Raw genomic sequence first — 12,768 nt, forward strand, 5'->3', positions numbered from 1 at the left:
CTGATGCGGGCCCAGGCCGGACCAGGGCCGAAAGCCCTGGCTGGGAGCGGTCCCACAGGGCTTAGGATCACCTCCATGGACAAACGTGAACTCGGTACCGTCGCCGATGTCGGCGTCATCGGTTTCGGCGCCTGGCAGATCGGCTCCGCCTGGGGCGAGGTCAGCGAGGCCGACGCCATGAACGCCCTGAACACGGCCGTGGCCGAAGGCGTCACCTTCGTCGACACCGCCGACGTCTACGGCGACGGGCGCAGCGAGCGCCTGGTCGGCCAACTCCTCAAGGACCACCCCCACCTGACCGTGGCCACCAAGATGGGCCGCCGCATGGCCCAGGAGCCCTTCCACTACAACTCGGGCAACTTCCGCGCCTGGAACGACGACTCGCGCCGCAACCTGGGCGTGGACACCATCGACCTCGTCCAGCTGCACTGCCCGCCCTCGGCCGTCATCGACAGCGACGCCGTCTTCGACGACCTGGACGCCATGGTCGACGAGGGGCGCATGCGCGCCTACGGGGTCTCGGTGGAGACCTGCGACCAGGCCCTGGCCGCCATCGCCCGCCCCAACGTGGCCAGCGTGCAGATCATCCTCAACGCCTTCCGGCACAAGCCCCTGGAGCGCGTCCTGCCCGCGGCCAAGGCGGCCGGGGTCGGCGTCATCGCCCGGGTGCCCCTGGCCAGCGGCCTGCTCTCGGGCAAGTTCACCGCCGAGAGCAGCTTCGGCCAGGACGACCACCGCAACTTCAACCGCCAGGGCGAGGCCTTCGACAAGGGCGAGACCTTCTCCGGTGTGGACTACGAAACCGGGCTGGAAGCCGTAGAACGGCTGCGCCCGCTGGTCCCCGAGGGCGCCACCCTGGCCCAGTTCGCGCTGCGCTGGATCCTGGACCAGGACGGGCTCAGCGTGGTCATCCCCGGAGCCCGCAACGGCGACCAGGCCCGCGGCAACGCCGCCGCCGCACAGCTGCCGCCGCTGGACGCCAAGACCCACCAGCAGGTCCGCGAGGTCTATGACGCCCTCATCCGCCCCCAGGTCCACCACCTGTGGTGACCCCCGTCCGGGCCAGGGCCTGGCGCGCCAGCGCGGCCCCGGCCCGGGCCACACCCGGCTCCCGCCCCACCTTCGCCCAGTCGGGTGGGGCACCTGGGGCACCCGTATCGGCATCGTCCTGGACCGGCGGTGATTGCCGCCCCTGACCCAGGGAGTGGTGCATACGCTCCAGCTGATCCGGGTACAGTTCCTCATCGTCAGGGCTCTCCCCCGCATCCGCCAGGAACGTCACCCCGTTCGTCCTGGGCACGGGGACCAGCCCGGCCTCCAGCTGCAAGGACCTGCCGGAAACCGGCCCAGGCGTGGCCTGGTCGGCCTTGGCGGGCCAGGGACCCGGCTCACTCAGGCAGGGTCCTGCGCACAGCGCACAGCAACCGCCGGGGACGTTGCGCACGGTGGGGTGCTCAGGGCAGGTCCTGACGGCCGCCCCGTTGACGTCCACGACGAACCGGGGAGGCGCGTCAACCGCACCCCTCGGGTCAGGCCCCATCGGCGCGGGTTCGGCCGCTCCCTCAGCGAAACCCCGGCCCGGCTCGGGCCAGACCGCGGAGCTGCCCCAGGGGCGGTGTACACCCCGTCCCAGCTTTCCGTCCAGGAAGGCCAGGGCGTTCTTGAGGTTGGCCATGCGCCGCAGCAGGGCTCCGAAGGGGCGTCCCAGCCCTTCGACGCAGGAGAGCAGAGCGCGCAGCTGGTCGGCGCTCAACCCCTGCCGCAACAGCGAGACTGCTTTGCGGCCCAAGGTCGCACGGTCCGCTTCCGGGCTCAGCAGCAGCCAGTCGGGGATGCGTGCCAACAAGTCCCAGAACCCGTCCCGGCGCTCAGCGGCAGCGCCCTTGGGGGTAGAGGTTTCAGACCCGGACGGACCCCCTTCGTTCCCCTTCCTTCGTCCATCAGTACTTCGTGTATTTGTCCTGTCAGGGCCGGACTTTTCGCGGCCGGACCTTCCAGAACCGTCAGGCCCGCACCGGGGAGTCCGAGGGGTGTCGTAGACGGTCACCAGGGTGACCAGAGCGGTGCCGCGCCGTTGGATCTCGCGGAACATGTATCCCGCGTCGACGAGCTCGTTGAAAGCCCGCATGTAGGCCAGGCGCCCATCGGCCCGGTCGCCGCGCTGCTGGCGGTCCCAAGCCCACGTCTTCTCCGCCGTGGCGTGCGGCCAGTGTGAGGGGTTGGAGAGCAGCTCGATGAGGATGCTGCGGGCGAGCCTGCTCAGACGACCATCACGGATGATGGAATTGGGGATGATGGTGTAATTCGCCTCATGATGGCTGCGAACGACCTTCATCGCACACTTCCCGCCAGGGGCTGGGTCAAGACCGCCAGAGGGATCTGCGAAGTCGCAAGCTTTTCGGGCTGGAAGAAGTTACACTCCAACACGAGCCGCCTTCCTGGGTTTTGGGTAGGAGAGTCGGTGAGCCGCATCCCTGCTGATCACAGGGATCGGTCAGGGGTCGCCGTACTGGTGCTGTCAACACCAAGGCGACCCCGAACTCTTTTTCGGGCATGCCGCAGTCGACCAGGCGAACACCCGTTCGCCCGGCCCGGGCATGAGGAACACTGCCACACCCTCACGACGGGCGCTGGACTTTTCGTTAAATCCGCTTCCCTCGTCTTTTCTCGCGCCCACAAGAAAGACCCCTTCACCGCAAAAGGCAAACGGGTCTACATTCTGAGAAAATCGGGCAAAACAGCGGGGCGGCCCCTGGGAACCCCTCCGGGTTCCCAGGGGCCGCCCCTGACGACCTGCCCTACGCGCTAGATGAGCCCCTGGGCCAGCATGGCGTCGGCGACCATCTCGAAGCCGGCGACGTTGGCGCCCAGCACGTAGTCGCCCTTGGCGCCGTGCCGCTCGGCCGCCTCCTCGCAGCGGTCGTGGATCCCGGCCATGGTCTGGGCCAGTTCGGACTCGGCGTGGTCGAAGGACCACGAGGTACGCCGCGCGTTCTGGCGCATCTCCAGCACACTGGTGGCCACACCGCCGGCGTTGGCCGCCTTGCCCGGGGCGAACAGCACCCCGGCCTCGCGCAACACCTTGACCGCCTCGGGGGTGGTGGGCATGTTCGCGCCCTCGGCCACCGCCACCACACCGTTGTCCACCAGGGTCTTGGCCGCGTCGGTGTCGAGTTCGTTCTGGGTGGCCGAGGGCAGCGCCACCTCGCACGGCACGTCCCACACGCTGCCGCCCTCGACGAACTCGGCTCCGGAGCGGCGCTCGGCGTAGGCGCTGATCCGCTCGCGCTCGACCTCCTTGACCTGCCTGAGCAGGTCCAGGTCGATGCCCTTCTCGTCGACCACGTAGCCGCTGGAGTCAGAGCAGGCGACCACGGTGGCGCCCAGCTGCTGGGCCTTGTCGATCGCGTAGATCGCCACGTTGCCCGAACCCGACACCACCACGCGCATGTCGCTCAGGTCGCGGCCGTTGCGCTCCAGCATCCGCTCGGTGAACATCACCGTTCCGTACCCCGTGGCCTCGGTGCGGACCGCCGAACCTCCCCAGTCCAGGCCCTTGCCGGTGATGACCCCGGCCTCCCAGCGGTTGCTCAGCCGCCGGTACTGCCCGAACAGGTAGCCGATCTCGCGGGTGCCCACACCGATGTCGCCCGCGGGGATGTCGGTGTACTCGCCCAGGTGGCGGTGGAGTTCGGTCATGAAGGACTGGCAGAAACGCTCGATCTCGGTGGCCGAGCGCCCCTTGGGGTCGAAGTCGCTGCCGCCCTTGCCGCCGCCGATACCCATGCCGGTGAGGGCGTTCTTGAAGGTCTGCTCGAACCCCAGGAACTTGATCACGCCCAGGTTCACACTGGGGTGGAAGCGCAGGCCGCCCTTGTAGGGGCCCAGGGCGCTGTTGAACTCCACCCGGAAACCCCGGTTGACGTGGACCTTTCCCTGATCGTCGCGCCACGGCACACGAAAGACGATCTGCCGCTCGGGCTCGCACAAACGCTCCAGGACGCGCTCGTCGGCGTACTCCGGGTGCCGGGACAGAGCCGGTGAGAGGCTGTCGAGCACTTCGAGTACGGCCTGCTGGAACTCCGGCTCGTCAGGGTTGCGACGCGCCACGTGCTCGTAGGCGCTGCGCACACCCGGGTGATGGTCCTCTCGGGCGCCATGGGAAAACGGCATACGAGTGCGTTCCCTTCTTCACTGCTGGAACGGGCCCCACACCTCGTTGTGCCGGGAGCCGCGATCGTCGAAAAAAGCAGGGGAGGAGCCGCCGCTCAGGGCTCATACCGGCGGCTGACACCCCTTGTGTCGCCAGTGTATTGCTAGGATGTAAACATATTTTTCGGGTCCGGCGCCAAGGCGAGTCGCGCATTTTCCGCCCGCTTTCACTCAGGGCGCGCGGCGTGCGACCACTACACTCGCCTGTACCCGCCACCCCAGCCGCGAGTACATTCCGCGCCCCTGAACTGTGGAGACCAGCAGGCCCTCCTCGGCCCCGTGCTCCCGGGCCCGTTCGGTCAGAGCCCCCATCACCGCCGAACCCAGTCCGTGGCGGCGGTGGTCCGGTTCGGTCCTGATGGCGTGGACCACCAGGTCGGTGTCCACCAACGCCCCGATCCCGCCAGCCGCTCTCGTGACACCGGGTGCGGCCAGGTGGGCTCTGAACACCGCCGCACGCCCAGGAACCACGTGTTCCTCACTCAGCCGGGCGGTGTAGGGCGCCGAAGCGCCGGGGACGGGGTGCGCGGTCAGGTCCGCGCTCATGAACGCCTCGTGCTCGGGGTCCACCACCAGCCCGGCCTCTCCCAGCAGCCGGACCGTCCGTGCCGGGTTGTTGGTGGGGACCGTCAACCAGTCCGGCTCCGCCGCGGCGGCGACCCGGGCGGCCAGGGCCCGAACCCGCTCCGGGCGCTGGTCGGCGTCGAGCACGATCCGCTCCGTCTTTCGGCCCGGACGGCCCAGGTCCACGTGCAGGGCGCCGTCGGATTCCTCGGCGGGCGCCAGAGCGGAGGCCAGCCCCCACCCGCGCTGCCAACGGCGGATCAGCGGGGCCAGCGGTTCAGGGGAGGTACGGCTCATGCCCAACATCCCAGCATCCGGCTCCAACATTCGCGGGCACAACCGCAGAACCCGCCGGGCCCCGCACCATCAGACCGAGTCCGGGTAGAGCTCGGCCACAGCCGCGACCTCCCGGGCCAGGGCCCACCTGAGCTCCGCCGGACCCAGGACCTCGACCTGCGCGCCCATCCCGAGCAGGTCACCGACCGCGACGGTCGAGGCCTCCACCTCCAGGTCCGCTTCCACCCACCCCTGGGCGTCCGGCGGCCCCGCACCTTCCAACGCGCGCGTGCCCGCGGCACCGAACCTCATCGGCAAGAGTGCGCTGGCCCGGGGCGAGAGCCGCACCCGCGCGACGTCCTGGCGCACAGCCGCCTCCAGACGGCGAGAGGACTCCTCCCAGAACGCGGCCAGGTCGAACCCCCCGGGCCGATCGAAGACCTCCCCGGCGTCCTCAACCTTCAGGAACCGGGAAACCCGGTAGGTGCGCACCGGCCTCCCCGTCCCTTCCGTCTCCCCCGGCTCCTGCCCTCGCTCCTGCGAGCCCTCCACCGCGCTCTTCAGCCCCGGGCCCCTGACCTGGGCAACCAGGTACCAGAGCCCGCCCTTGAGCACGACTCCCAGCGGACACAGCTCCCTGTGCACCTCACCGCGCCAGCGCCGGTAGTGCGCGCGCACCACCCTCTGGTCCCACACCGCCCCCGCGACCGCCGCCAGATGGGGCACCTCGTCGGCCTCACGAAACCAGGCGGGCGCGTCCAGGTGGAACCGTTCGGCCACCGCCCGGGTGCGTTCGGCCAGAGCCGCGGGCAGGGCGGCGCGCAGCTTGAGCTGGGCGGTCGCCAGCACCGCCCCCAACCCCAGGTCCTCGGCCGCACCAGGGGTCCCGGCCAGGAACAGTGCGTGGGCCTCGGTGCCGCTGAGCCCGGTCAGGCGGGTGCGGTAGCCCTCCACCAGCGCGAACCCCGCCCCGGGGGCCGCGATCGGCGTAGACCGGGATCCCTGAGGCGCCCAACGCCTCCACGTCCCGGTAGACGGTGCGTACCGAAACCTCCAGTTCAGCGGCGATCTCGGGCGCACTCATCCGCCCCCGGTTCTGCAAAAGCAGCAGCAGGGACAGAAGCCGGTCAGCGCGCATGAGCGCATGGTCTCACATACCTGACAGAACATGTCAGGTACCGCGACCAGGCTGTTCCTGACAGCGCGCACCGTGCGCGCACACCGACGAAGGAGCACCGCCATGTCCGCTCAGCTCACCGGCAACATCACCTACCAGGGGTGACTCCTCCCGCCGCTGAAGCGGCGGGCTTCTCCTGTCTCCACTCAGGCGACAGGAAGGACCAGCCCGGCCCTGATACCGACGTTGACCGCTCCCACCCGGTCGGCGTGCTCTGTATAGCCGCACCGGACGCAACGGAACTTCTCTTGACTGGTGCGGTTGTCCGCGCTCACATGCCCGCACGATTGGCGTGGGCAGGTGCGCGAGGTGTTGCGGGCGTCCACCGGGGTCAACTCACGACCGGCGCTCTCAGCCTTGTGCGCGAGGATTCCCAGGAACACTCCCCAACCCGCGTCCATGATGCTCTTGTTCAGCCCGGCCTTGGCGGCGGCGTTGTTCGGAAGAAACGCGCCTTGCTGTTCGGGGTCGGGCTTGGGTGCGGGCTTCTTGGTCATACCCGCGATGTTCAGGCGTTCGTGTGCGATCGCGTCAAAGCGGCGGATGAGGTCAAGCGCCGCCTTGTGGTGGTGGTCCACGCGTTGGCGCCGCACCTTCGCGTGCAACTGGGTGACCCGGGCCTGTGCCGCACGGTGCTTGCGGGTGCGGTTCTTCGCCTTGACCCGCTGGGGGAAGGCGGACAGGTCGCGCTGTGCGGCGGCCAGCTTCTGAGCGGACCGCGCGAGGAACCGGGGGTTGTCGACGTGCTCACCCTCGCTTGTGGTGAGGAAGGAGGCCACACCCATGTCGATACCGGCCACACGCCCCGTGGGTTCCAGGGGCTGGGCCGGTACCTGGTCGCAGGCCACAACCACGAACCACCGGTCGCCCTCGCGCTTGACGCTGACCGTCTTCACCCGGCCCTTGATTGGCCGGTGCCGGTGGACCCGCACGTGCCCCACACCCTGGAAGCGCACGCGGGTCACCGCGTCGGTGGGTGTGGAGTCCCAGCGGCATCCGTCGCCGTCCTTGGGAAAGACCACGGTGTCGAACCGGCCTACCCCACGGAACCGGGGGTACCCGGGCTTGTGCCCGGTCTTCACCCGCCTGAAGAACGCTTGGAACGCTTTGTCCAGGCGCCGCAGCGTGGCTTGCTGGGAGGAGAAGGACCAGCGCCCTTGGCGCTCGGGGTCGAAGGAGCGGATCTCTTTGAGCTGCGCGGACTGGTCGCCGTACCTGATCTTCGTCTTGGAGGGGTGGGCGTAGGCGTCGCGGCGTTCCTGCAACGCTGCGTTGTACAAAGAGCAGTGGTCGCGCAGCATCTCGACAAGTGATGCCTGTTGGCGCTTGGTGGGGCGAAGGAGGAACTTGTACGCGCGGATCACCTACCCTGTCCCTTCTTCCACGGGCGTTCCCACTGGGTGTCGATGTAGCGCTGTACGGTGTCGGCGCTGAGGGCTCCCACGGATGCGGCGAAGTACGACGACGACCACAGGGTGGGGAGCTTCGACCGAAGGTGGGGGAACTCCTCACGCAGCACGCGCGAGGTGTACCCCTTGAACTGGTTGGCGACGTATGAGGCCGATGCTTTGGGGTCGTGCTTGACGAACAGGTGCACGTGGTCGGGCATCACCTCGATTGTGATGATCTCCCAGCCGCGCTCACCGGCCTTGTTCCGGATGAGGTCTTCCAGGCGCTGTGCCACGCGTGCGTCAAGGACCGGGCGGCGGTACTTCGAGCACCACACGACGTGGAGTCCGAGGTCGTACACGCCACCGGAGAACCGGCGAGGCTTGCGAGTCACAGACACGAGAGCAGTATACAAGTTCCACGGGTCTATTTGCTGTGTCCTGTGGTGGATGCCGGACCGCCTGGCGGGGGTTCGGCTGCCCTTGTCCCGTTACGCGGGAAACCTGATTCCCCCACCGGCTCAAGCTGGTGGTCCCCTCAGGAGGATTTGATGGAAGGAAGAGGGGACCGGTCCGGCCGGGACGTATCCGAGGCTGGCCTGCGCCTCGGTCACCAACAGCTTCTCCGGTGGTATCGAGGCAGCCGCCACCAGCTGCGAGTACACCGTGCTCTACGTGGACGAGGCCAACGGCACCTTCACCGGCCTGGAGCTGGTGACCGGAACCCTGGACGGGCGTGCGGGCACCTTCGTGCTGGCCGAACGGGGCTCCTTCACCGCGGACGGGACGGTGCACGGCCATATCGAGGTCGTCGAGGGCACCGGCACCGGCGACCTGGCCGGGCTGCGCGGCACGGGAAGCTTCGTCTATCGCAACGGGCAGAGGGCCTTCCCCTACAACTTGGACTTCGAGCTGGGCTGACCCGTCTGAGTCCCGCACAACGGGCGCGGGGCTCAGACAGTCGGGTCCTGGCGGCGCACACGGGCGTGAACACGTCGGATCCGCTCCAGGCGCCGGGCGTTGGCCCCGTCCTCCCCCCTCGGCCCGCACCCGCGCCTTGAGCTTCCACAGCACGTCCTGGGCCAGGGTCGCGTCAGGCCATTTGGACCAGACGTGGCGTTCGGTGGGCCTGCGGCCCTCGACCCGCTCCTGGGCCCGCGCACACGAGTCCGGGTCGGCCACGCCTCGCAGCGTGGCCAGCGCCTCGGTGGCCCGGCGCCGTGGCACCCGCACCTGGCGGCGCTTGTTGCGCCCGATGTTCTTGCGGGAGCTCTTGTCGTTCTCGCCGTAGTTGTTGCGGCGATCCTTCTTGTAACTGAGGAGTTTCTTCTCCTGGGGCGAACGTCGGCGCGGCATACTTCTCCTCGACACGAAAATCCCTGGCCCGGGTGACAGGCAGAACAGTAGATTGTTGAGCCTTGGCGCACCACGGGTTTTCCTGGTGCCGCAGGCTTTGCGAGGAAAAGGACACCGGGTATGGTCGTCGGCGCCGAGGGGCGGGAACAGGACCAGCCGCTCAGCGGCGGCATGATGAACACCGTCTTGCGCCGCGGCGACCGGGTCGTGCGCACCGCCCCGCCCCATGCCCCCGCCCCATGCCCCCGCCCTGCAGGAGTACCTGAGCGCCCTGACCGCGAGCGGGTTCGAGGGGGCTCCCCGGCCGCTGGCCCTGCACGAGGACGGCACCGAGGAGCTCACCTTCGTTGAGGGGGACGTGGCCGTCCCGCCCTTCCCCGCCTGGGCCACGGAGGATGGGGTGGTGAGCGCCTCCGCACGTCTGCTGCGCCGCTACCACGACGCCGCAGCGCACCTCTCCTTCGACAGCGGTGCGGACTGGCCCACCGCCCTGAGCGACCCCGAGGGCGGCACGCTGCTGTGCCACAACGATCCCTGTCTGGAGAACCTGGTCTTCCGTGACGGTGAGGGCCACGCCCTGATCGACTTCGACCTGGCCGCCCCGGGCCGCCCGGTGTGGGACCTGGCCGCGCTGGCCTTCTACGTGGCACCCACCCTGCCCCCGGAGGTGCTCGCCGAGTCAGAGTTCGCCGGGGCGAACGTTGTGCACCGGCTGAGCCTGCTCGCCGAGGGCTACGGCATGTCCGCCGAGGACCGCCGGGCGTTGCCGGAGGCCATCGAGCAGTACAACGAGGTCTCACGCGCCTTCGTCAAGGGCATGCTCGAGCAGGGCAACCCGCTCTTCGTCGAGATCGTGGAGCAGGCGGGCGGCTGGTCCGCGTGGGAACGCGTCAAGGACCGCCGCAGCGCCTGGCTGGAAGAGCAGCGCCCCGCCTTCCTCAAGGCCTTGGCCGCCTGACTCCCACCGCTCTCCCCGCTGCACGGCGCCCGTCACGGGCCGGTCCCCCGACCGCACCGAACGCTCAGCGCTTCCCGGGTCGTGCCACGGCGTAGCCGTACTGCTCGGGCCAGGAAGGGCTGTCCCCGAGTTCGGCGCGAGCGCGGTGGGGCCAGTAGGGCTCGCGCAGCAGCTGGCGGCCGAGCATGGTGGCGTCGGCCCGTCCTGTGGCCACGATCTCCTCGGCCTGGTCGGGTTCGAGGATGAGTCCCACGGCTGCGGTGGGGATGCCTGCCTCGGCGCGCACGCGTTCGGCGAAGGGCACCTGGTAGCCGGGCTCGGCGGGGATACGGGCGTCGTGGGTCATGCCGCCGGTGGAGACGTCGAGCAGGTCCACGCCCCGGGCAGCGAGTTCCTTGGCCAGCTGAACGGTGTCCTCGACCGTCCAGCCCCGGCGTGTGTCCTCGGGGTCCTCGCTGAGCCAGTCGGTGGCCGAGGTACGAAAGAGCACCGGCAGGTGTTCGGGCCACACCTCTCGTACGGCCTCCACGATCTCCAGGGCCAGGCGCACGCGGCCCTGGAGGTCACCGCCGTAGGCATCGGTGCGGTGGTTGGCCACTGGGGAGAGGAAGGAGTTGATCAGGTAGCCGTGGGCGCCGTGGACCTCGGCGACCTGGAACCCGGCGGCCAGGGCGCGTTCGGCGCAGGCGGCGAAGTCGCCCACCAGCTGGGCGATCTCCTCCCGGGTGAGTTCGTGTGGGGTGGGCAGCCCTGCGAAGGGTTCGGCGCTGGCGGAGACCGTGGTCCAGCCGCCTTCACCGGCGCCCAGTCCGCGGCCTCCGAGCCAGGGCTTGTCGGTGGCGGCCTTGCGTCCGGCGTGGGCGAGTTGGATGGCCGGGACCGAGCCGTGGGCGCGGATGGCGGCGGTCACGCGGGCGAAGGCGGCCTGCTGGGTGTCGTTCCACAGGCCCAGGTCCCAGGGGCTGATGCGGCCGTCGGGGCGCACCCCGGTGGCCTCGGCCATGACCAGTCCGGCGCCGCCCGCGGCACGGGAGGCCAGGTGGGTCAGGTGGAAGTCCGTGGGCGCTCCGATGTCCGGGCCCTGTTCGGGTGCGGAGTACATGCACATCGGAGCCATCCAGACGCGGTTGGGGATCTCCAGTGACCGCAGCTTCAGCGGGGTGAACAGGGTGCTCACAGTCGGCGTCCTTCGCATAGCGGGTCGGGCACGTGGGCTGGCCGGGATGCCAACCACCGCTTGTACGGTACATGTCGTACTACGATGGTTGTCAAACTATGGCGCCTCTCGTACATTGTCGAAAAGCCCGCGCCTACGGAGGTCACCGCATGTCCAGCAGCGCACGCACCACCCAGGGTCGACAACTGGAGCACCCCGAGTCCGACCAGATCCAGCTGGAGACGGTGCTGAGCGCGCTCGCTGATCCGATCCGGCTGCGCATCGTGCACGAGCTCTCCCTGGGCCACGACGACATGGCCTGCATCGCCTTCGACCTCCCGGTGAGCAAGTCCACCTCGACCCACCACTTCCGGGTGCTGCGCGAGGCCGGGGTCATCCGCCAGTACTACGAGGGGACCTCCCGCATGAGCCGACTGCGCGAGGAGGAGCTACAAGAGCGCTTCCCCGGCCTGCTCCCCGCCGTGGTGAACGCCCAGAGCGCACACCAAGACCAGGATCCGGCCGACAGCTGAAGGCCGACCGCCCCGAAGCTGCGCCCCTAACCCCGGCGGGTGATGGCCACCAGGTAGCGGCAGGACTCCTCGGTCGGATTGCGGTACTCGCAGGGCGCGGGCGCGCCGATCTGGAGGCAGTCCCCCCGCTCCAGGACGTACTCGACCGATCCCTCACGGAAGGCGAGCGTGCCCTGAAGCACCCAGATCTGGTGGCGGGTGAAGGTGTAGGCCTCCAGCGGGTAGGCCACCCGGGCGCCCGGCGGGAGCTCGACCTCGACCAACTCGAGGGCGCCACCGGCGGTGGGTGAGACCGCGCGCCTGCGGTAACCGGTCTCGGGATCGGTCCACACGGGCTGCTGCTCCAGCCGGGCCAGACGGCGATCGCCCTGCTCGGCCTGGGCGATGAGCTCGGACAGGGTGATGCCCAGGGCGCCGGACAGGCGCCCCAGCAGGGAGGCGGTGGGCTGGGCGTCGCCGTTCTCGATCCGGCTGATCATGGCGCGCGAGACCCCGGAGAGCTCGGCCAGGGCTGCACCGCTCAGCCCGCGGTCACGGCGTAGAGCCTGCAGGGTCACGGCGAGGGAGGGTCCCAATTGGTCACTCATGCGTTCACCATAGTGGACACAGTCGCTTACTATCTTCAACATGAGTTCCCTGCTGCCCCACGCACGCATCCGTGACGCCACGGCCGCCGACGCCGCGGCGTGCGCCCAGATCTACGCGCCCTACGTCACCGACACCTCCATCACCTTCGAGCTGACCCCGCCCTCGGACCAGCAGATGGCCGAACGCATCACCACGGCCCAGCTCCAGCACGCGTGGATCGTCATGGAGGACGAACAGGGGGTGCTCGGCTACGCCTACGGGGGGACCTTCCGTGCCCGAGCCGCCTACCAGTGGACCTGCGAGGTCAGCGTCTACCTCAGGCAGGTAGGGCACCGCCGGGGCGCGGGGCGAGCCCTGTACTCCGAACTGCTGCCGCGCCTGGCCGCACGCGGCATGCGCACCGCCATCGCCTGTATGACCCTGCCCAACGACGCCAGCCTGGGCCTGCACCGGGCCATGGGCTTCGAGGACGTGGGCCTCATGCGCCGGGTAGGACACAAACACGGGGCCTGGCACGACGTGGCCTGGGCCCAGCTGGACCTGACCCCCGAACCCTGATC

The 12,768-nt window shown here is 69.4% G+C and carries 12 protein-coding genes and 2 pseudogenes; 5 read left to right on the forward strand and 9 right to left on the reverse strand.

Annotated elements, in window-relative coordinates; translation table 11 throughout:
- The first annotated feature begins 75 nt into the window (after positions 1-75).
- Entirely contained in the window at positions 76-1,050 is a 975-nt protein-coding gene (locus HNR07_RS07525; RefSeq protein WP_184363716.1) for an aldo/keto reductase, read from the forward strand.
- Here the strand turns inward: HNR07_RS07525 and HNR07_RS07530 are convergent.
- The 7 genes and pseudogenes from HNR07_RS07530 to tnpA form a co-directional block, all read right to left on the reverse strand.
- Positions 1,019-2,335 carry a hypothetical protein gene (locus HNR07_RS07530; RefSeq protein WP_184363718.1) on the reverse strand — a complete coding sequence of 439 codons (1,317 nt, stop codon included), beginning with the start codon at positions 2,333-2,335 and terminating at the stop codon, positions 1,019-1,021. The genes HNR07_RS07525 and HNR07_RS07530 overlap by 32 nt on opposite strands.
- A 470-nt stretch (positions 2,336-2,805) precedes the next feature.
- Positions 2,806-4,173 carry an NADP-specific glutamate dehydrogenase gene (gene gdhA, locus HNR07_RS07535; protein ID WP_184363721.1) on the reverse strand — a complete coding sequence of 456 codons (1,368 nt, stop codon included), beginning with the start codon at positions 4,171-4,173 and terminating at the stop codon, positions 2,806-2,808.
- A gap of 210 nt (positions 4,174-4,383) precedes the next feature.
- Positions 4,384-5,073 carry a GNAT family N-acetyltransferase gene (locus HNR07_RS07540; RefSeq protein WP_184363724.1) on the reverse strand — a complete coding sequence of 230 codons (690 nt, stop codon included), beginning with the start codon at positions 5,071-5,073 and terminating at the stop codon, positions 4,384-4,386.
- A gap of 69 nt (positions 5,074-5,142) precedes the next feature.
- Positions 5,143-6,006 (reverse strand): helix-turn-helix transcriptional regulator, encoded by an 864-nt coding sequence (locus HNR07_RS07545; protein ID WP_312893657.1) that lies wholly within the window; start codon positions 6,004-6,006, stop codon positions 5,143-5,145.
- 70 nt (positions 6,007-6,076) lie between these two features.
- Positions 6,077-6,190, reverse strand: a pseudogene (locus HNR07_RS35850) (HTH domain-containing protein); the annotation flags it as partial.
- A gap of 185 nt (positions 6,191-6,375) precedes the next feature.
- Entirely contained in the window at positions 6,376-7,593 is a 1,218-nt protein-coding gene (locus HNR07_RS07550) for an RNA-guided endonuclease InsQ/TnpB family protein (RefSeq protein WP_184363727.1), read from the reverse strand.
- The gene (gene tnpA / locus HNR07_RS07555; protein WP_184371658.1) at positions 7,590-8,012 is read right to left on the reverse strand and encodes an IS200/IS605 family transposase; all 423 of its coding nucleotides are present in this window, start codon (positions 8,010-8,012) and stop codon (positions 7,590-7,592) included. Before tnpA ends, HNR07_RS07550 begins: the two co-directional genes overlap by 4 nt.
- A gap of 169 nt (positions 8,013-8,181) precedes the next feature.
- Here tnpA and HNR07_RS07560 point away from each other — a divergent pair.
- Both HNR07_RS07560 and HNR07_RS07565 read left to right on the forward strand, forming a co-directional pair.
- Positions 8,182-8,538 (forward strand): annotated as a pseudogene (locus HNR07_RS07560) (DUF3224 domain-containing protein); the annotation flags it as partial.
- A 661-nt stretch (positions 8,539-9,199) separates the two neighbouring features.
- Entirely contained in the window at positions 9,200-9,931 is a 732-nt protein-coding gene (locus HNR07_RS07565; protein ID WP_312893658.1) for a phosphotransferase family protein, read from the forward strand.
- 64 nt (positions 9,932-9,995) lie between these two features.
- Here the strand turns inward: HNR07_RS07565 and HNR07_RS07570 are convergent, their stop codons facing one another.
- Complete coding sequence (locus HNR07_RS07570) at positions 9,996-11,108, reverse strand: NADH:flavin oxidoreductase/NADH oxidase (protein WP_184363730.1); 1,113 nt, start codon at positions 11,106-11,108, stop codon at positions 9,996-9,998.
- A gap of 149 nt (positions 11,109-11,257) precedes the next feature.
- Between HNR07_RS07570 and HNR07_RS07575 the strand changes: the two genes are divergently transcribed.
- On the forward strand, positions 11,258-11,620 hold the full coding sequence (locus HNR07_RS07575) for an ArsR/SmtB family transcription factor (RefSeq protein WP_184363732.1): 363 nt from the start codon (positions 11,258-11,260) through the stop codon (positions 11,618-11,620).
- Between the two features lie 26 nt (positions 11,621-11,646).
- Here HNR07_RS07575 and HNR07_RS07580 read toward each other — a convergent pair whose 3' ends face one another.
- Positions 11,647-12,207 (reverse strand): helix-turn-helix domain-containing protein, encoded by a 561-nt coding sequence (locus HNR07_RS07580; RefSeq protein ID WP_184363735.1) that lies wholly within the window; start codon positions 12,205-12,207, stop codon positions 11,647-11,649.
- A 40-nt stretch (positions 12,208-12,247) separates the two neighbouring features.
- Here HNR07_RS07580 and HNR07_RS07585 point away from each other — a divergent pair, with 40 nt between their 5' ends.
- Positions 12,248-12,766, forward strand: a complete 519-nt coding sequence (locus HNR07_RS07585) for a GNAT family N-acetyltransferase (RefSeq protein ID WP_184363738.1) — start codon at positions 12,248-12,250, stop codon at positions 12,764-12,766.
- Positions 12,767-12,768: the final 2 nt, after the last annotated feature.

It is taken from the genome of Nocardiopsis metallicus (assembly GCF_014201115.1).
GTDB classification, from domain to species: domain Bacteria; phylum Actinomycetota; class Actinomycetes; order Streptosporangiales; family Streptosporangiaceae; genus Nocardiopsis; species Nocardiopsis metallicus.